The following is an 18,136-nucleotide window of genomic DNA, read 5'->3' on the forward strand; positions in this document are numbered from 1 at the left end:
ACTGCGAAAACCCTCACCCGCGCCTTCGGCGCGACCTCTCCCGCACGCGGGAGAGGTGAACACCCAAGAACATGATTGCCAATGGAGAAGTCCTCTTGAATCGCCAAGCCACCGCCTTCGCCCCCGCCAGCGTCGCCAACGTCGGCGTCGGCTTCGACATCCTCGGCCACACCGTCGACGGCCCCGGCGACCGCGTCACGGTGCGCCGCGTGGCCGAGCCCGGCGTGCGCATCGTCGCCATCCGCGGCAACTCGCAGCCGCTGCCGTTCGAGCCGGACCGCAACACCGCCGGCACCGCTCTGCTGGCGATGCGCAAGATGCTCGCGCTGCAGTTCGGCTTCGAGATCGAGATCGACAAGGGCATCCCGTTCGGCTCCGGCATGGGCGGCTCGGCCGCCTCGGCGGTCGCCGCCCTGGTCGCCGCCAACGCCACGCTCGACACGCCGCTGCCGCGCGCGCTGCTCTATCCGTTCGCACTGGAAAGCGAATACGCCGCCAGTGGCAGCCGCCACGGCGACAACGTCGGTCCGCTGCTGCTCGGCGGCCTGGTGCTGGCCACCGCCGACCGCCTGGTGAAGATTCCGGCGCCCGCGAACCTCCACTGCGCGCTGGTGCATCCGCAGGCGGTGCTGGAGACGCGCGAAGCGCGCGCGGCGCTGGCCGGCCACTACGCCCTGCCCGAATTCGTCGCGCAGAGCGCAAACCTCGCGCTGCTGCTGACCGGCTGCCAGGCCAACGACCTGGACCTGATCCGCGCCGGCCTGCGCGACCAGCTGATCGAGCCGCGCCGCGCGCCGCTGATCCGCGGCTTCGCTGCCGTGAAGCAGGCAGCGCTCGATGCCGGCGCGCTCGGTGCGAGCATTTCCGGCGCCGGTCCCAGCGCGTTCGCCTGGTGCGACGGCGAACGCGCCGCACACGACGTCGCCGAACGCATGCGCGCGGCGTTCCTGCAGGCCGGCCTGGCCAGCGAGAGCTGGGTCTCCCGCGTCGACGGACCGGCGACGGAGCAGGTCGCATGAACTTCCGCAGCACGCGCGAGCGCGCGCCCGCGCTCGGACTCGGCGAGGCGCTCGCCGCCGGCCTCGCCCCCGACGGCGGACTCTACGTGCCGCAGGAACTGCCGCACCTGAGCGCGGAGGACTTCGCCGGCCGCGACTCACTCGCCGACGTCTCGGCGACCTTGCTGCGGCCGTTCTTCGCCCGCGACGCGCTCGCCGCCGCGCTCGATGCGATCTGCGCCGACGCGCTCGCCCTGCCCGCGCCACTGCGCGCGATCGCACCGCGCACGCAGCTGCTCGAGCTGTTCCACGGCCCGACCGCGGCATTCAAGGATTTCGGCGCGCGCTTCCTGGCGGCCTGCCTCGCCGCGCGCCACGGCCCCGGCGATGCGCCGCTGACGGTGCTGGTCGCCACCTCCGGCGACACCGGCGCCGCCGTCGCGGCCGCGTTTCATCGCCGGCCCGGCTTCCGCGTGGTGATCCTGTATCCGGACGGCCGCGTCTCGCCGCGCCAGGCGCACCAGCTCGGCTGCTTCGGCGACAACGTCCAGGCGCTGCGCGTGGCCGGCTCGTTCGACGACTGCCAGGCGCTGGCCAAGCGTGCGCTCGCCGACGCCGCGCTGAAGGAACGCACGCCGCTGACCTCGGCCAACAGCATCAGCCTCGGCCGCCTGCTGCCGCAGATGAGCTACTACGCGCTCGCCGCGCTCGCGCACTGGCGCCGGCACGGCGAGGTGCTGAACTTCGTCATCCCGACCGGCAACCTCGGCAACGCCCTGGCCTGCATGCTGGCGCGCGCGATCGGTCTGCCGATCGGCGCGATCGCGCTGGCGACCAATGCCAATCGCGTGCTGCCGGAGTTCTTCGCCGGCGCCGAGTACGCGCCGCGCGCCAGCGTGCCGACCTTGGCCAACGCGATGGACGTCGGCGCGCCGAGCAATTTCGAGCGCCTGCGCTGGCTGTACCCGGACGCCGCCGCGCTGCGTTCGGCCTTTACCGCCGAAGCGGTCGAGGATGCGGAAATCCGCAACGTCCTGCGCGGCTGCCGCGAGCGCTACGGCACCCTGGTCTGTCCGCACACCGCCACCGCGCTGCGCGTGCTCGAGCGCCTGCGCACCCGCGGCGACGAGCGCGACTACGCCGTCGCCGCGACCGCGCATCCGGCCAAGTTCGACGAAGTCATCGAGCCTCTGATCGGACAACCGATCCAGGTGCCCGCGGCGCTGGCCGCCCTGCTCGAACGCCCCAGCCGCGCCGAGCCGCTCGCCGCCGACTACGCCGCGCTGCGCGCCCGCCTGGAAGCGCCGGCCGCGGCACCGTGAAACGGGCTGCGCAGCCGGCGATCGACACGGGCTTGGCGTTCCGCCCGGCAGACGCTATCATGCGCGCCCTCGCGCGGCCCGTGGCCGGCGAAGCACATCGTGGGGCGGTAGCTCAGCTGGGAGAGCGTCGCGTTCGCAATGCGAAGGTCGGGAGTTCGATCCTCCTCCGCTCCACCATTTGCTTCATCCAAGGCAGTCCAGAGAAGGCCGAAAACCCCCAAAAATCACGGGTTTCCGGCCTTTTTTGTGTCCGACGACGTACGCCCGAATCGGTTGGAATCCGGCGGTTCCGACAGTAACTTTGACAGTAGCTGGATGACCCCCATCCCGAGTTACTGCTCATGCCTCTGACCGACGTCACGATCCGCAAGGTTGCCGCCGCCAAGCCGCTCAGGCTCGTCGACGGCGAAGGCCTTTACCTGCTGGTCAACCCGAATGGATCGAAGTGGTGGCGCTTCGACTACCGCTTCGACGGCCGACGCAAGACGATCTCTCTCGGCGTGTATCCAGAGACTGCCCTGATTGATGCACGCACCAAGCGCGCGGAGGTAAAGCATCAGCTGGCCAACGGGGTGGATCCCAGCGTGAAGCGCCGGATCGAGCGGCACGTTGGCGAGGACACCTTCGAAGCCGTCGCCCGGGAGTGGTTCATGCGCTTCTCGCCCGGGTGGGCCAAGAGCCATTCCGACAAGATCATCCGGCGGCTGGAACTCAACCTATTCCCATGGCTCGGGAAGCGCCCGGCAGGTCAGATCGAACCGCTTGAGATTCTGGTCTGCCTACGTCGCATCGAAGGGCGCGGAGCACTCGATACCGCGCACCGTGCGCTGCAGAACGTCGGCCAGGTGCTCCGCTACGCCGTCGCCACCGGGCGTGCACCCCGCGACATCTCCGCGGACCTCCGCGGAGCGTTGCCGCCGGCCAGACACATCCATTACCCCACGATCGTCGAACCCAGGGAAGTCGGCGCCCTTCTCAACGCGATCGATAGCTACCGGGGCAGCGTCGTGGTGCGGTGCGCGCTGAAGCTATCTCCTTACGTGTTCACGCGCCCGGGCGAGCTGCGCAAGGCCTCCTGGTCGGAATTCGATCTCGACCGCGGCGAATGGCGGATTCCTGCCGAGCGGATGAAATCCCGTGTGCCTCATATCGTCCCGCTCTCGGAACAGGCCGTGGCGATCCTGCTCGAACTGAAGCCGCTGACCGAGTCGAGCGGGCTCCTGTTTCCCGGGCGCGACAACCAAAAGCCGATGTCGGACAACACCGTCAATGCGGCGCTCCGGCGGCTCGGCTACGAGAAGGACATGTTCACCGCGCACAGCTTCCGGAGCATGGCCTCTACCTTGCTCAACGAGCTCGGCTGGAATCCGGATGCCATCGAGCGCCAGCTGTCGCATGGCGAACGAAACAAGGTGCGTGCGGCCTACAACCACGCGCAGCACCTTCCCGAGCGCAGGAAGATGATGACCGCGTGGGCGGATCACCTGGACAGGTTGAAGCGGGATGCCAAGCGGGAACCGGCGGTCTCCAGGCACAAGAAGCGGGGCGTCAAGCTCGCAGCATGATTCGTGTGAGCCGCGGCTACGTCACGTCGAGAAGATCGCGGATGTCCTCGACTCGCCACGCGGTGATCCGCTGGCCGAGAGCGCGCGTTGGCTGAGGGTAGCGACCGGACTTTACACCCGCCCACCAGGTGGAACGCGATACCGGAATGATCGCGGCGATGGCCGCCCGCCCAGCGCGCGCGGGCCGTCCGATGATCTGATGAAGCCGGAGATATCCCCTGTCCGGCAGGGGACATGGCAATGCGCGATGCTCAACCGCCGATACCGACGTACCACTTACGGCTTTACTGGCCATGACATGCTTTCTCGCCTGAAGGCGCGACGCGCGCTATCGACGCCTTAGCTTCCACGTCAGGCCTCTAACGTCAAAGACCGGATCAGGCAGGAAGATCGCCTGAAACGACAGAGTCCGTACCTGGGAGGACGGTAGAAGACTCCCGCCGACAACGGCGTAGATCTTCCGAATCACGGTTGTCGCTTCCCACCAGCCATCTGATTGCAGAGCCCCACTCGATCATCAACAGGTCACGCAAACCTGCGTGGTTAGGGGATTTTCCTTCGGTTGATGCGGCTCTTCTACCGCCACTTTTACCGCAGGGGGCGCAGAGCTTTTGCTGGCGCGGGAGATGGAGCTCTTTGTTGTGATAGCGACGTTTCCGGCACCAAAGCACACCAGCTACTCGTCGACGGATTCCCTCGCTCACGCATAGTCTCAGGCGGATCAATTGCGCTGCAAAGTCGACCTTTGGTCGGCCTTCAGATTATTTGGGGCGGCTTGTGTGCCAGCTCGCCGAAAGCCCGATCTCTCGCGCTATGGCCCTAGGACTTGCGTCGTCGTCGCGTGTAGCGGGCCGGACTTCATACCCGCCCACCAAGCGGAACGCGACACCGGAGTGACCGCGGGAATGGCTAACCGCCCATCCGGTGTCCCGGACTGGACCGATACAGGCGTGTCGAAAACCGCGATCAGTCGAAGCCGTTCGTAAAGATGCGATCGACGACGACCGGTTGCGAGAGTTCGAACGCGCCGATGTCGGTGTCGGCTCCGAACACGCGCGGGTGACCAGCGCCGCGCTGGTCGCTGGCCAAACGTCCGGGATTGCTGCCGCGATCGATCGCGGGGCTGCCCGTGGCGAGCGCATGGGTCGGCGTCGGACCGCCGTAGTCGCCCAGCGGCAGCAGGCCGGGGTCCCCGATCAGTGTGTCGGAGGGCGGCGTGCCGTTCATGGCCGTGATGATGTCGTGGTCGCCTTGGACGACGAGGCTTGCGAGACTGCCGATGTCCGCGACGGAGCTGGCGCTCGTATTGCCGGCGACGATCGAACTCGTGATCGTGACCGTCGGCGCGAGCGGGGCGCCGTTCACGATGTTGCGCACGAAGATGCCACCGCCGCCGGCAACCGCATCTGCTGCGGCATTGGCTGCGATCGTGCTGTTGCGCACGAGCATGTTGCCGTAGGTCGCGTGCACGCCGCCGCCGTTGGTGCCGCTGGTGTTGCCGCTGATCGTCGAGTTTTCGATCGTGGTCGTGAATTCGCCGACCGTGCAGACGCCGAAGCAGCCCGGTGCGAACACAGCGCCGCCTTCGAGGTCGCTGTGGTTGTCCGAGAGCGTGCTGTTCCTGATCGTGACGTCGCCGGCCAAGGCGCAGATGCCGGCGGCGCGACCACGGCTTTCGTTGCCCGCTACCACCGACTCTTCCAGCGTGACGCTGCGCAGCGCGTAGAGTCCGCCGCCGCCGAAGGCCTGCGTGTTGCCGGCGGGGCCGCCGATCATGCTGTGGGTCACCCTGCTGCCGGCGAGCACGATACTGCCGCTGGAGAACACCGCGCCGCCGGCATATTTTCCGCCGTCGATGTAGCCGCGGGTGATGTCCAGATGGTCAAGCCTCAGGATGCCGCCGCCGTTGTGCAGGATGACGCGGTCCTGCCGATCGCCATCGAACGTCAGCGTGCGATCGCCCGGCCCGATGATCGCGATGCTGTTCGCGTTGGACGTGAACGCGCCACCGGTCAGCGTGATCGTGCAGTGAGACAATGCCGACAGGTCCACGACGCCGCCATCCGGGACATTGGCGATGGCCGCGCGCACGGCGCCTTCCGAGCAGTCGCTCACCGGTGGCGGTGGCGTCCCGGACTCGAACGCACCGATGTCGGCCGCAGCGCCGATCGTGCGCGGGAACGTGGAGCCGCGCTGGTCGAAAAAGAGGCCAGGAGACGGCCGGCCCGCTTCGATGGCCACGCTGCCGGGCGCGAGGGCGTGCGTCCACGTCGGGCCACCGTGGTCGGCCAGCGGCAGCAGGCCCGGATCGGTGGTGATCGTGTCCGGCGGCGCCGCTGGCGAGGAGCTCATGACGATGTTGTGGTCGCCGGCGATCGGTGGCGTCGGGCCCGCGATGTTGAACAGGGTAATGTCGTGGCCGTTGTTGCTGGCGGTGTTGTTGGCGACGATGCTGTTGGCGAGTCGCAGCGAGTAGCCGTTCACGCACACGCCGCCGCCACCCGCGCGCCACCCGTCAAACGGCTCCCTGGACGCGGTGTTGAAGGCGATCGTGCTGTCGGACACGTCCACCGGACTTCCGTACATGGACGCAACGCCGCCACCGTCCATCGCGGTGTTGCCGCTGATCGTGCTGGCCCTGACGCTCAGCCTGACCAGGACACCACCGATCGGCAAGTTCTCGTTTTGACGGATGGCCACGCCGCCGCCTTTCTGTATGGCGTGGTTGTCCGTGATCACGCTGTGGGCAATGGAGACGTTGCCCTGGCCGTACACGCCGCCGCCACCTTTCGCGTACGCCGTGTTGCCGCTGATCGTGCTGTACGAAACGTAGAGATTGCCGCCGGCGAAAATGCCGCCGCCTGCGCCGCCGCGATAGCTCACGATGCCGAGGACGGAAGGCAGGAGGGTGCCGCATGCGGCATTGCCGGACACGGTCGACCGGATCACCGAGACATCACCCTCCGCGAACACGCCGCCGCCATATCCCTCGTTGTACTGGTTGTTCCCGACGGGATAGCAGACCGAGGAGTTGGTCAGCGAGCTGTTCGAAAGGGTCACGCCACCGTCGGAGCGCACCGCACCGCCGGTACCGTTGTAGACGGTGTATTTGTCCTCGTCGCGGGGCGTGGTGTCATTGCCGTTCGTGATCGCGAGGTGGTCGAGCGTCAGCAGACCATGGCCGGTGTGATGGAAGACGCGGCTTGCATGGTTGCCGCTCAGCGTCAGCGAGGTGTCGGCCGGGCCCTGCACGGTGAGGTTGTCGACGGCAATGGCGATTTCGCCGGCGGTTAGCGTGATCGTGCAACTGGAGAGCGCGCTCAGGTCGATGGTGTCTCCATTGGAAGCGCCCTCGACGGCGTCGCGCAATGCGCTTTCGCTGCACGTGGTGACCGAGAGGGTCGAACCTATGCGGGTCGCAGCCGATGTGGCCGCATGCGCGTCGCGCGTAAGCGGGACGGCGGCGAACAGGGCGGTGAGGGCCGCCGCCAATGGCCGCATCGGAAACGGGCGGCGAACGCTTCCAGTCGCGTGCATGGGTGGTCCCGGCTAGGCGGCGCAGGCGCCACATCGTACGCCCATCGGAGTCCTCGCGCCCTGATCGTTGCAAACGCGCGGACGCTTCGGCCCTCGCCGTATCGGAATGTGGCGACGAGCCTCCTGTGCAAGGAAAGTTCCTAATACATGGGCATCCATGCATCCGACGAGGCGTCTTTGATCGCCTGGATGCCGAAGAGACGCAGCCCCTCATACGACAGCGGGCACTTCAGTACGAAGAAATCGGCCGCCCCGTCTGACTCAAACCCCGACGCCCAAGGTCCCGACGAAAGGGATGACGGCCACGCAAGTGCTGCGACAAGGCGCTCCCAACGCGAGCAGTGCGGAAGGCTCGTACAGCCGTTGCGACCGGATAGCCGCGCACGATCGTGGCCCTCCATTGCCACGTCGGCTGTGGAACGGATGAAGATGTCGACCATCTGGCGCGAGATAGACCACGTGGGAGTTGCGCGCCTTCACCCGCAGATCTATCCGGCCGGCGCGAAGCTTATCGCGGCAATCCCTAACGTACGCGAACGCACAGAGCGGGGGCCACTCACCGTATATGGTGGGCATATGAAGAGAAGATCTCATGCTTTTGCGTCATAGGATCTGAGGTCCTTTGGGCACACCAGCACTTCCAACTAAGGACGAAAGAGCATGTCTGCGTTGTGGTGCGCCTGCGCCGTCTCGTTGCCGCCTGAAGGAGACGCCATCCAGTTCCGTCTCGAGGGTCGGAACGCATTCGTGATCGGGACCTATGTCCCAGGATTCTTTCTGTCCCGCTGGGCGGAGTATGAGGTCGGTCGCGTCGTGTCGTGGCGAGATCTAGATCAGACCGAATCGATTGCCACAGCGTCACCTGATCCCTGAGCTCGATCGGCGCCGAACGCGGCTCCCACAAGTCGACCCTTTCGGAGAGATCACTTCCAAAGATGCGGCCACGTCGCCGCAACACTCCGGCTCGCCGGCCCGTTCATCCAAAAAGAGATCATCGATATGAGAACCCGCATCCGTTCACTGACAGCGCTCGCTCTGGCAACCGCCCTCCTTTCTACCGCCGCGTCCACCTCCATTGCGCAAACGAAGGGAGCCGACGACGGGACCAAGGCGAAGTCGGATCAACCCCTGTCCGACACCTGGATCACGACCAAGGTCAAGTCCGAACTGGCTACGACCGACGGCGTCAAGAGTATGGACATCAGCGTGACAACGGTCGACGGCGTGGTGACGCTGAAGGGCACACAGGTCACCGATGCCGCCGTGAGGAAAGCCGTAATCGCCGCCGAAATGGTCGACGGCGTAAAAAAAGTCGACGCAACGGGACTGACGGAAAAGCAGTGACGCGCGCGACTCACTCACGACACGAGAGGATTTTCCAATGAACGAAGACAAGATCAAAGGTCAATGGAAGCAACTTGCCGGCAAGCTTAAAACGAAATGGGGCAAGCTGACCGAAAACGACCTCAAAGTCGCCGAAGGTGATCGCGAATACCTTGCGGGAAAGGTCCAGGAACGCTACGGCATCGCCAAGGAAGAGGCGAAGAAGCAGGTCGAAGAATTTGGCCGAAAGCTGTAGATGAATTGGGCGGCGCCCCAGGGGCGCCGCGTCCTTTGGATCCACAATGGAAAGCCTCGCAACCGGTTCTTGAAGCCATCGGAAACATCGATCGCGTCGGTCATTCCGGACACCGGAGATGCCTGCGGAGGCCATTCTCTCAAGGTGAAATTATTTCCCTTCGTGCCGCGCTTCTTCCTCGCCCACCGCGCCTCACGCCAGGTTGACCTTCGGCCGCGCAACATTCCGCCGCCCTATTTTCCTGGCCTGCTGCTTGCACTGCCTCCCGCAGCCAACTTCGCCGGAACGGCAGGAGAACCATGATAGACGACACACATATATCGCCTGAGGAGGGCGGCCATGGATGATAGTGACGCTTTTGATATCGCCGCGACGATCGCGACGAGTGCAACCGCAAGTTCGATGGATGCAATCCTGCGGACACAACTGAGCGAGCGCAGAGTCCTCCTATTGCCGTTCGACGTCGCTGCCGCGCAGCCTACCTGGCTCCAAGTCATCGCGGACACGGAAGACGTGGCGGAGGCTGCGGACACCGTGCGGGAGGCCCTCACCATCCTGCTGAGGGAAGCGGAATCCGGCGCATTGCCGACGATCCGTGTCGTGCCCGAAGACGAATTGCTGCGGCACTCCCGGCGAGAAGCGATCCGCGATTGATCTGAATACCGCAGCTCGATCACGCTGCAAACAGCATGCTGCCGACTGCGACCCTTCGAGTCGGCTGCCGACCACCCTCGATCCGACAGACAGGTGCACAAACAATGGATGCCATTACGTTGCTCAAGAACGATCATGCCGAAGTACGCACGCTACTGGGCGACCTTGAAGCCACCACTTCTCGCGCCGTGAAGAAGCGCAGCGAGCTGGTCGTCAAGATCGATGCTCTTCTCAAGGCACACACCACGATCGAAGAGGAAATCTTCTACCCTGCCTTCAAGGCAGCCGGCGAGAAAGGCGACGACGACAAGATGTACTTCGAAGCGCTGGAGGAACATCGCGCAGCAGGCGAGCTGGTACTTCCCGATCTGCTGGCGACGGACGTGGGCAGCGAGCAGTTCAGCGGACGGGCCAAGGTCCTCAAGGAGCTGATCGAACATCATGCCGGCGAAGAGGAAAAGGAGATGTTTCCGCGCGCCAAGAAGCTGCTGTCACGGGAGGACCTGAATTCACTGGGCGAGCAGCTTGAAGCTCGCAAGCAAGAACTTCTGGCATGACCAACCGGCCCCGCAAGGAGCGCGCCGCCGAAGGCCAAATTCCGGAACACGACGACGGTCGAGATTGAGCCATCTGAGCCGTCAGTCGATCTTCGATCGATTCGCGAATCTCGTCACCTGGGTCGGCTCTCCGGGACGTTCCTGCCTGCTCCTGGGATGGGCGGCGACTGGGACGCTCCGCCGTTTCTCGGAGACGTGGCAGACCACATCGCAGAAGGAAAATCATGAGCCGCGATCGCAAAGACATTCACCCTGACGGGCATCACTCCGTTCCTGCGGCCGAATCCGCACGCGAGCGCGCCGCCCGGAAAGCTCACGAAAGCCATGCGCTGGACGAGGCGCTGAAAGAGACTTTTCCGACCAGCGATCCCGTTTCCCCCTTCATTCCCGCCATCCCGACGGAAAACGAGCCGGCAGCCGCCGAATCGGACAGCTGTGCTCATCCCGGCTGCACGTGCCCGGTCAGGGCACCGGAGATCTGGTGTTCGGAGGTTTGCCGCGATCAGCAGCAAGGATACGTGAATGCGAACGCGACCTGCATGTGCGAGCACGATACGTGCTGTCATCGGGACCGCGCCTCTATCCCTTGAGGGAACGCTCGAAAGACTCGCTCGTTGCAGCGGGCCTGAGTCCACCGGGCATTTGCTGCATTCAGGGATCGGAACGCGACCGGAAGCATATTGAACAACCAGCGAGTTCGCTTCGTATCAACACCTCCGAAGGATGCGGAGCGAGACCGCGCTTCCCCACGAGATGTTCCGACGGCCGTCCTGGCGCAACGCCGCCGCTACCGCACGTTGAATCCACCTTCGCATTCGACCACACGGTCGTGCGGCGGTGGGTCCGCACGATGTTGATGTATTCGGCCATGTACTCGGTGTCGCGCGGAACGGATACGGGGTGTTGCTCTCCACTGACCTGACACATGGCACACTCCCAGTCGGCGTGCCACAGGTGACATGCCTTGGATTCGAGTGTGTCGAATAGCCTGTCTGGCGTCTGTGCGTCGTCGTACATGGACGCTCAGGGAGTGCGCTCCTTCGCCGCTCGCGCGTGCGTGACGCGCTGAAGCTTGCTCCGCGTGCCGAGCCCGTCCTGATAGATCTGCAAATCGGCTAGATAGCAGGAGCATGCCGCGGCTTCGAGGCGGTCACGATTGAGGATGACGATCCTTCCACGTCTGTAGCGGATCAATCTTTTCGACTGCAGACTGCCGGCTGCGATGGTGACGCCGACTCGGCGTATGCCAAGCATGAACGCAAGGAACTCCTGAGTTACCTCGAACGAATCCGCGTGCGAGCGATCTTGGGTCATCAACAGCCATCGAGCTAGCCGCTGCTCCACGACGTGGAAGCGCGTGCAGGCAGCCGCTTGCGCGAGCTGACCGAAAAGAACGCCCACATACCGCCACAAGAGTTGACGTAGCGCGGGCACGTTTTCCAGTTGACGGCGAAACGTGGACGCCTTCATGCGCCAGGATGTTCCAGCGCCTTGAACCAGCGCGCGAAGCGGTGCCACATCGCTCCCCAAGACCAGTGCGTGTCCGCACATGCCCTCGCTGCCGACCATCCCGACTTCGAGAGCTGTCCGTTCTCGATCAATGACCGCCAGCATGGAGACGGAACTGTCGACCGGAAAGTAGACGTGACGGATGAGATCGCCACGCTCATAGAGGATGCGACCGAGAACCAGGTCGACGAGGGTACATTCGGCCAGAAAGCGATCGCGCGTCCTGGGCGGCAATCCGCCGAGCAAACGATTGGAGGCAGCACTATACCGCGCCGTCAACATCGAGCCTCTCCTGATTTGCCGGGCCTTATTCGGAAGCCATCGGGCAGACATGCCCTTTGAACTCGGAGTCGATCCCGAGCGGACGGAAGCCGCCCGGCGTGCGCCAAACACATGGAAGTTGCCGCGAAAGGAAGTGATCGTCTGTCGGACAACGCACATAGAGCGAGATGCGGATCTTGCGTTTCGGGGTGGTAACCCTCTCGCCTTCAGCGCCTCTGACGCGGCTTGATCGCCGATGCAGCGGAAGGAGCTTGATCACTTCCGCCAGGCAGCAGGCGGGCGAACTCTTTTCTGACCACTTCGTAGCATTCGCACGCCATGCCCTCCAGCCGTTGCCGGTCGAGCACGCGTATCCGGCCGCGGCTGTATTGGATCACGCCGGCGCGCTGCAGCTTCCCGGCCGCCTCGGTGACTCCTTCGCGGCGCACGCCCAGCATGTTAGCGATCAACTCCTGGGTCATCGTCAATTCGTTCGATGACAGCCGATCCAGACTCATCAGCAGCCAGCGACAGAGCTGCTGATCCACGGTGTGATGCCGATTGCAGACGGCCGTTTGTCCCATCTGGGTCAGCAAAGCTTGTGTGTAGCGCAAAAAGAGCTGTTGAACGTGTCCGGCGAGGACGAATTCGTCGCGGACGAACCGGGCTTTCATGCGAAACGCGTGTCCCCCGCTTTGCACAATGGCACGGCTGGGCGTCGTTCCACCTCCCATGAACAACGAAATACCGACGAGCCCCTCGTTGCCAACGATCGCGATTTCGGCGGACGAGCCATCCTCCATCACGTACAGCAGCGATACGATCGAGTCGGTGGGGAAATAGACGTAGGGCTGCTCGGTGCCCGATTCATAGATGACGTCTCCGAGGCCCAAAGGCACATGGGTGAGATGCGGGGCGAAACGCTCCCATTCCACCTCGGGCATCGCACGGAGCAGATGGTTTTGCCTAGGATCGGGTGGCGCAGTCTGCATGAGGACCACCGGACGCTCAACGGACGCCGCAATTCGAGGAACAACCGTCACGCCATCCTGCCTCGAGGCTGCGAGAGAGGCGTTGCGTTCGACAGCGTACAGAGTCGGATGGGCCACTTCCAGCCCGAAAGCTGGGTTCGGTAACGAACAGACACGTGGCAGCGGCCTGCACAGACTGAACGGAAGTATCGATCGACTCCTTCGACTGGAGCCTTCTCCTTGGATCCCATCGCCACGTGACGGCAATCCCCTGATGCCGATGCTTTCCCTGAAAGGTAGCTGGATCGAAGTGCGCGGGACGGCACTGCATCGACGGATCTCGACGGTATCGCCTTCCTGCCGCGCGGGAAACCTGGAAAGCCGACTTCGCGCGCGAGGCTTCGAACGACGGGTTGCACGCGAATCGCCGACGCCACCGGGCGGGACGAACGATTCCTCCACGCCGGCAGTGCCGCCAGCGGATTCGCCCCACTGCCCGTTTACCTCCACGAACAAAGGAGATTCCCCAATGAGCCGGAATGTATCGATGGATCGAAGTTTGGACGACAAGGAAGCAGAGGACGCATTCACGTCGGAAGGTGGATACGTAGCTCGCGAGCCCGAAGCGAGACGACCGGTTCCCGTATTCAGTACTCGTGCACGCCTGATGTCGGATTTCTCGATCAGCTACGACGGCCGCCGCTACCGATATGAAAGCTTCCGCTACGATCGGCTTGTGGATGCAATTGCCCACGCACGATCGATGCAGTCGCGGCGCGAGCTTCCGGCCGTCACGAAGCGCCGCTGATTCGTGCGGGACAAGGCGCCGACGCCCATCCCCCAACCGGATTTCCAAAAAGGAATGTTCGACGCTCGCACGAAAGGCAGAACGGATTGGCGACGTCTCGCGCGGAGATTTCCTAAGACACTCCCACGGAGTTCTCGCGCACCTCGCGAAACGAAACGAGACGTCGCGCTTGCTCGTCCCACAGCGCCAAGCGTACACACCGGAATCCTTCGACGAGGCCGAAGCGATTCACGGCGGCCAGTTCCGGCATCGCCCGCAGGACATCTGGGAAACGGTAGAACGGGATGCGGCTCGACAGATGATGCAAGTGGTGCAAGCCGATGTTCGCCGTCATCCATGCAAGGACGGCGGGAAGCGCGTAGTGCGAACTTCCGGCCAGTGCCGCTTCCCGGGCGTTCCAATCCGACGCCGTTTTCCAGTACGTATGCTCGAACTGGTGCTGCACGAAAAAAAGCCAGACGCCGATCGTCGCCGCAAGCACCAGCACGGGAAGCTGCACGGCGACGAAAACGCCGATGCCGACGACCTGGATCACCGCGATCGACGCGACCAGCACGGCGATGTTCGTTCCCATCGTGCTGACCCAGGGGCGCCAGCCCGCCGCCAGGAAGCCGGCGGGAATTCTGTTCTGCAACAGGAATATGTACATCGGCCCGATACCGAACATGACGGCAGGATGGCGATAAAGCCGGTAACGCAGCCGCTGCCAGCGGCCGCGGGCTAGATATTCCGCGACAGTCAGAGTGTCGACGTCGCCTATGCCGCGCTTCCCGAGATTTCCTTGCGTGGCGTGATGAATCGCGTGAGTCCGACGCCAATGATCGTACGGCGTCAGCGTGAGCACGCTGAGCAACCGGCCGAGCGCATCGTTCGCCGCCCTGGATTGGAAGAAGCTGTGATGCCCGCAATCGTGCTGCAGAAGGAACAAGCGAACGAGCATTCCTGCGGTGGGAATTGCCGCGACGGTGTAGAGCCAGAGGACGCCCCATGCCGACGCCGCGTACATCACTACCGATCCGACGAGAAACGAGATCAGGGTAACGGCGAGTTCCCCGATTGCACGGGCATTGTTCCCTCCGCGATAGGGCTCGAGAACGCGAACCCAATCGATGGCGGGGCGGGCGAGAGTGGCTAAATGCTCTGCCACAGCGCGGCTTCGGAAGGGAAAAGCCTGACATGGTCGGCGGGAAACGTCGACTGCAAGGTCTGCAGCAAACGCGCCTCCACTCCGGCAAGGTCGAAAAGATGCGGCGGCCCGCACAGGCAATAGCGATAGGCGGATTCACCACTCGCGGTCCGAGTGGCCTCCCGCAGGACAGTGACGTCTTCAGAGCCACACGCCGCCGCCCAAAGCCGCTTCAGGGCCATCGGACCAATCGACACGTCGTGGCGAAGGCGGAACCGAAATTGCGGAACTTGCATCTGCGACGGGGCTTTCATCGCTTCTCCAGCGGTGCACTTCGACAGGCGTACCGCAGTACGAGAGATGGCGGGACGAACAGCCGCGAAATCTCGGCGAAGAAGCGCCGAACGAAACATCAGCAGCAGATCCACCATACACGGGTTCGCTTCCGAACACCCGCTATTTAGCCATCCACTCGATGACACGAATGAAAACAGGAGCGGCTTGCTCTTCCTCGTCGACGATATCTTCGACGGCCACGTGCCCGGCACGAGCCATCGCAAGGGCGGATCGCCCCATCCGGAACGGACCCGCTCGAAGAACACGCTGTAGAGAAACTGTCGCTCGACAACCCTTCCACCGCAGCGTACCGTGCAGCGGCGCTTCATCCTGTCTCCATGCACGGCTGCCCGTCGTCCAAATCGCGGATGGTGCACGGTATTCTTCAGCAAACCCGCACTCGGCAACTGCGACAGCCTGGCTCGTCGCAACCACCACGAAGAGCTTCGCTCGCCACCTTGCCCGCGAGCGGACGCTGATCCACGACTCGGCAAATCCATACTGGCGACGAAGATCTCCGCCCGGGCACGGGATAGCTTCTTCGACTCCCGATATCGCCGCTCGCAGCTGCTCCAGCAGCGGGCGCAGGTCATTCGCATGAAAAGCAATCTGGACAGGCTTCCGAAGGAACCATCGGACCGGTTCACTCATCCTTTCTCGCAATTTCTCCGCATCGAGTCGGCGGCGGGCGCCGTCCTGCTGCTGTGCGCTGTGGCTGCGCTGGTCTTTTCCAATTCTCAGTGGTCCGGGCCCTACATGGCGTTCTGGGATACGGCGACAGGTTTTCGATGGGGAAATGCCGAATTCTCACGCTCGATCAAGCAGTGGATCATCGATGGCGCGATGACTTTGTTCTTCTTCGTCATCGCATTGGAGCTGAAACGGGAGATTGTACTCGGCGAACTGCGCAACATAAGACTTGCCGCTTTCTCGATCGCGGCGGCCCTGGGCGGAATGGCCGTTCCTGCAGTGCTGTTTGCGCTTCTGGAAGGCAACAGCGCAGCTCGCCATGCATGGGGTGTCGTCATGGCGACCGACACCGCCTTTGTGATCGGCTGCCTGGCATTGCTGGGCTCCCGCATTCCCCCAAGCCTGCGCCTGTTTCTTCTCTCGCTGGCGATCTTCGACGACATCGGAGCGATCCTGGTCATCGCGATCGCGTACGGCAGCGGGATCAACTGGCTTGCGCTCGGCTTGGCGGCATTCGCTCTGTTCGGCATCGCGATGATGAGACGCGTCGGCATTCGTCACATCGCCGTCTATGCAGTGGCCGGCATGGCAGTCTGGCTGGCGCTGGACGTCTCAGGAATCCATCCCACGCTTGCCGGCATGCTGCTGGGAGTGATGACTCCCGCCCGAAGCTGGGTAAACGACGGTCGCCTGCGTGCGATTCTCGGCAAGGTCGTCTCCTATCCCCATGGGGAGCACTGGAGCGGCGACACGGAGGAACGGCGGGATCTTCGACGGGCCGGCACGGCGGCTCGCGAAGCCCTCTCGCCGCTCGAACGGATCGAGATCTCGCTACATCCGTGGGTGGCCTTCGCCGTGCTGCCATTGTTCGCCCTGGCAAGCGCGGGATTGCCGCTGTCGCACGCAGAGATGGATTGGCGACTGGTTGCCGCGATCGTCGTCGGCCTGTTCGTCGGCAAACCGATCGGAGTGGTCTCCTTCAGCTATCTCGCGATCAGGGCACATTTCGCCATTCGTCCTGAAACGCTCTCGTGGCCACTGATCGTGGGAGGGGCCTTGCTGACGGGGATCGGGTTCACGATGTCATTGCTGATCGCCGAACTCGCTCTCGCGGAAGACAGTATGGTTTCGGCCAAGCTGGGAATTCTGTGCGCGTCCGCGCTGTCGTCCATCTGCGGCCTCGCCGTGCTGACCTGGCTGAGCGCCAAACGTCAGCGACTGCCGGATTCGGAGACGTCTCGTAAGGTGATGCGCTGACGGGGAGACGAAGGCGGCACGGATTCCGCGGCGATGGTCGGCCATCCCTCGTTTTCGGCCACGGCAATCGCCTGCAGGATTGCGCGATCACAAAACGACGAAATGATCGGCCCACGATCGCTTACGCAACGATGATTCTTTTCCGGGTTCACGACAGCGATCCTTCGGCAATCGCACATTGACCACTGACTCCGGAATCAGATGGAACAATTTCCAACTACCTCTCCCTTGAATTTGGGCGACGCACCCCTATGTCAACATGAGGGCCTTCCACGTACTGGCGAGCGCAGGAGCGCAACCAGCCACCCCTCCCCATTGCGAACGCAGCGAGCGCACGTCGATCCACGCGCAGCTCGCTTTTTGGTTGCTCCGACCTTTCGTTCCAATGGCACTGCCCTCTTTGCGCCTGATCTCGCAAGTCCGATGAGATCGCATCATGAATACGCCAACCCAAGACCCGCGCCGCATGCGCTGCTTCGCGACGTTCGAAACCTCGGCGTCCGACGACGACATCCGAATGCTGCTGCTCGGGGACTCGAACTGCGAAGAAGCCGAAATTCGCAACTCTTCCGATTCTCCTCCGAACGCCAGTTGGTTCGACGTCTATGCGGATGAAAACCGCCTGAAAGCCGCCATGCACTCCACCGTGTCAGTGCTTCTCGTCCTGGACGAGGCGGCCGATCGAGGCCTCTTGCACGACTTCAAAGTGCTCGCCGGCGCGCGCATCTGGAAGATGGGTACACGGAAGCTCCGCTGGAAACCGTGCAGGCACTATCGCTCCGAGGGAGCGCCTCAATGGGAATGACGATGCCAACGTCGTCCCCGCGCTCCGACGAGCCGTAGCGACGCCGCCATGACAGAGATGTGCCGGCGCTGAAACCTCTCGCATTCCTCCTCGAATGCCCGCATTTCGAACACGACTTCGGCAGGGAACTTTCGGTGCTCTCTCGCGCGCCGTTGGCGATA

General features: G+C 63.8%; 17 protein-coding genes and 1 tRNA gene. 13 read left to right on the plus strand and 5 right to left on the minus strand.

Annotation, left to right across the window (positions count from 1 at the left end):
• The first annotated feature begins 95 nt into the window (after window positions 1-95).
• The 4 genes from ACFO6Q_RS16465 (at window position 96) to ACFO6Q_RS16480 (ending at window position 3,885) form a co-directional block, all read left to right on the plus strand.
• Window positions 96-1,019, plus strand: coding sequence for a homoserine kinase (locus ACFO6Q_RS16465; RefSeq protein WP_380022183.1), 924 nt, complete (start codon window positions 96-98; stop codon window positions 1,017-1,019).
• Window positions 1,016-2,320 carry a threonine synthase gene (thrC, locus tag ACFO6Q_RS16470; protein WP_380022184.1) on the plus strand — a complete coding sequence of 435 codons (1,305 nt, stop codon included), beginning with the start codon at window positions 1,016-1,018 and terminating at the stop codon, window positions 2,318-2,320. Before ACFO6Q_RS16465 ends, thrC begins: the two co-directional genes overlap by 4 nt.
• A 101-nt stretch (window positions 2,321-2,421) precedes the next feature.
• A tRNA-Ala gene (locus ACFO6Q_RS16475) sits at window positions 2,422-2,497 on the plus strand.
• A gap of 164 nt (window positions 2,498-2,661) precedes the next feature.
• Window positions 2,662-3,885, plus strand: coding sequence for a tyrosine-type recombinase/integrase (locus ACFO6Q_RS16480; protein ID WP_380022185.1), 1,224 nt, complete (start codon window positions 2,662-2,664; stop codon window positions 3,883-3,885).
• A 966-nt stretch (window positions 3,886-4,851) separates the two neighbouring features.
• Here ACFO6Q_RS16480 and ACFO6Q_RS16485 read toward each other — a convergent pair.
• A complete protein-coding gene (locus ACFO6Q_RS16485; protein WP_380022186.1) occupies window positions 4,852-7,422 on the minus strand; it encodes a choice-of-anchor Q domain-containing protein in 2,571 nt (856 codons plus the stop codon).
• A gap of 999 nt (window positions 7,423-8,421) precedes the next feature.
• Here ACFO6Q_RS16485 and ACFO6Q_RS16490 point away from each other — a divergent pair.
• The 6 genes from ACFO6Q_RS16490 (at window position 8,422) to ACFO6Q_RS16515 (ending at window position 10,802) form a co-directional block, all read left to right on the plus strand.
• Window positions 8,422-8,766 (plus strand): BON domain-containing protein, encoded by a 345-nt coding sequence (locus tag ACFO6Q_RS16490; protein WP_380022187.1) that lies wholly within the window; start codon window positions 8,422-8,424, stop codon window positions 8,764-8,766.
• A gap of 37 nt (window positions 8,767-8,803) precedes the next feature.
• A complete protein-coding gene (locus ACFO6Q_RS16495) occupies window positions 8,804-9,001 on the plus strand; it encodes a CsbD family protein (RefSeq protein ID WP_380022188.1) in 198 nt (65 codons plus the stop codon).
• A 69-nt stretch (window positions 9,002-9,070) separates the two neighbouring features.
• Entirely contained in the window at window positions 9,071-9,304 is a 234-nt protein-coding gene (locus tag ACFO6Q_RS16500) for a hypothetical protein (RefSeq protein WP_380022189.1), read from the plus strand.
• A 36-nt stretch (window positions 9,305-9,340) separates the two neighbouring features.
• Window positions 9,341-9,655, plus strand: a complete 315-nt coding sequence (locus ACFO6Q_RS16505; RefSeq protein WP_380022190.1) for a hypothetical protein — start codon at window positions 9,341-9,343, stop codon at window positions 9,653-9,655.
• A gap of 104 nt (window positions 9,656-9,759) precedes the next feature.
• Window positions 9,760-10,212, plus strand: a complete 453-nt coding sequence (locus tag ACFO6Q_RS16510; RefSeq protein ID WP_380022191.1) for a hemerythrin domain-containing protein — start codon at window positions 9,760-9,762, stop codon at window positions 10,210-10,212.
• A 224-nt stretch (window positions 10,213-10,436) separates the two neighbouring features.
• Window positions 10,437-10,802 (plus strand): hypothetical protein, encoded by a 366-nt coding sequence (locus tag ACFO6Q_RS16515; RefSeq protein WP_380022192.1) that lies wholly within the window; start codon window positions 10,437-10,439, stop codon window positions 10,800-10,802.
• 433 nt (window positions 10,803-11,235) lie between these two features.
• Here ACFO6Q_RS16515 and ACFO6Q_RS16520 read toward each other — a convergent pair whose 3' ends face one another.
• Together ACFO6Q_RS16520 and ACFO6Q_RS16525 are read right to left on the minus strand one after the other, a co-directional pair.
• On the minus strand, window positions 11,236-12,003 hold the full coding sequence (locus ACFO6Q_RS16520) for a Crp/Fnr family transcriptional regulator (protein WP_380022193.1): 768 nt from the start codon (window positions 12,001-12,003) through the stop codon (window positions 11,236-11,238).
• 206 nt (window positions 12,004-12,209) lie between these two features.
• Complete coding sequence (locus ACFO6Q_RS16525) at window positions 12,210-12,974, minus strand: Crp/Fnr family transcriptional regulator (protein ID WP_380022194.1); 765 nt, start codon at window positions 12,972-12,974, stop codon at window positions 12,210-12,212.
• A 508-nt stretch (window positions 12,975-13,482) separates the two neighbouring features.
• On the opposite strand from ACFO6Q_RS16525, the gene ACFO6Q_RS16530 reads away from it, so the two are divergent.
• Entirely contained in the window at window positions 13,483-13,761 is a 279-nt protein-coding gene (locus ACFO6Q_RS16530) for a hypothetical protein (RefSeq protein WP_380022195.1), read from the plus strand.
• A gap of 112 nt (window positions 13,762-13,873) precedes the next feature.
• Here ACFO6Q_RS16530 and ACFO6Q_RS16535 read toward each other — a convergent pair whose 3' ends face one another.
• Window positions 13,874-14,908, minus strand: a complete 1,035-nt coding sequence (locus ACFO6Q_RS16535; protein WP_380022196.1) for a fatty acid desaturase — start codon at window positions 14,906-14,908, stop codon at window positions 13,874-13,876.
• Window positions 14,893-15,318, minus strand: coding sequence for a hypothetical protein (locus ACFO6Q_RS16540; protein ID WP_380022197.1), 426 nt, complete (start codon window positions 15,316-15,318; stop codon window positions 14,893-14,895). Before ACFO6Q_RS16540 ends, ACFO6Q_RS16535 begins: the two co-directional genes overlap by 16 nt.
• A gap of 502 nt (window positions 15,319-15,820) precedes the next feature.
• Here ACFO6Q_RS16540 and nhaA point away from each other — a divergent pair.
• Window positions 15,821-17,170 (plus strand): Na+/H+ antiporter NhaA, encoded by a 1,350-nt coding sequence (nhaA, locus tag ACFO6Q_RS16545; protein WP_380022198.1) that lies wholly within the window; start codon window positions 15,821-15,823, stop codon window positions 17,168-17,170.
• Window positions 17,171-17,606: 436 nt separating this feature from the next.
• Entirely contained in the window at window positions 17,607-17,975 is a 369-nt protein-coding gene (locus ACFO6Q_RS16550) for a hypothetical protein (RefSeq protein ID WP_380022199.1), read from the plus strand.
• Window positions 17,976-18,136 lie beyond the last annotated feature (161 nt).

The organism is Dokdonella ginsengisoli, assembly GCF_042652785.1.
Taxonomy (GTDB): Bacteria; Pseudomonadota; Gammaproteobacteria; order Xanthomonadales; family Rhodanobacteraceae; genus Dokdonella_A; species Dokdonella_A ginsengisoli.

What these genes read in the sequence shown, in the direction of transcription:
- thrC (WP_380022184.1), top strand. Translation starts at nt 1,016, where the DNA reads ATGAACTTCCGCAGCACGCGCGAGCGCGCGCCCGCGCTCGGACTCGGC.
- ACFO6Q_RS16480 (WP_380022185.1), top strand. Translation starts at nt 2,662, where the DNA reads ATGCCTCTGACCGACGTCACGATCCGCAAGGTTGCCGCCGCCAAGCCG.
- ACFO6Q_RS16485 (WP_380022186.1), bottom strand. Translation starts at nt 7,422, where the DNA reads ATGCACGCGACTGGAAGCGTTCGCCGCCCGTTTCCGATGCGGCCATTG.
- ACFO6Q_RS16490 (WP_380022187.1), top strand. Translation starts at nt 8,422, where the DNA reads ATGAGAACCCGCATCCGTTCACTGACAGCGCTCGCTCTGGCAACCGCC.
- ACFO6Q_RS16495 (WP_380022188.1), top strand. Translation starts at nt 8,804, where the DNA reads ATGAACGAAGACAAGATCAAAGGTCAATGGAAGCAACTTGCCGGCAAG.
- ACFO6Q_RS16505 (WP_380022190.1), top strand. Translation starts at nt 9,341, where the DNA reads ATGGATGATAGTGACGCTTTTGATATCGCCGCGACGATCGCGACGAGT.
- ACFO6Q_RS16510 (WP_380022191.1), top strand. Translation starts at nt 9,760, where the DNA reads ATGGATGCCATTACGTTGCTCAAGAACGATCATGCCGAAGTACGCACG.
- ACFO6Q_RS16515 (WP_380022192.1), top strand. Translation starts at nt 10,437, where the DNA reads ATGAGCCGCGATCGCAAAGACATTCACCCTGACGGGCATCACTCCGTT.
- ACFO6Q_RS16520 (WP_380022193.1), bottom strand. Translation starts at nt 12,003, where the DNA reads ATGTTGACGGCGCGGTATAGTGCTGCCTCCAATCGTTTGCTCGGCGGA.
- ACFO6Q_RS16525 (WP_380022194.1), bottom strand. Translation starts at nt 12,974, where the DNA reads ATGCAGACTGCGCCACCCGATCCTAGGCAAAACCATCTGCTCCGTGCG.
- ACFO6Q_RS16530 (WP_380022195.1), top strand. Translation starts at nt 13,483, where the DNA reads ATGAGCCGGAATGTATCGATGGATCGAAGTTTGGACGACAAGGAAGCA.
- ACFO6Q_RS16540 (WP_380022197.1), bottom strand. Translation starts at nt 15,318, where the DNA reads ATGGTGGATCTGCTGCTGATGTTTCGTTCGGCGCTTCTTCGCCGAGAT.
- nhaA (WP_380022198.1), top strand. Translation starts at nt 15,821, where the DNA reads ATGAAAAGCAATCTGGACAGGCTTCCGAAGGAACCATCGGACCGGTTC.
- ACFO6Q_RS16550 (WP_380022199.1), top strand. Translation starts at nt 17,607, where the DNA reads ATGAATACGCCAACCCAAGACCCGCGCCGCATGCGCTGCTTCGCGACG.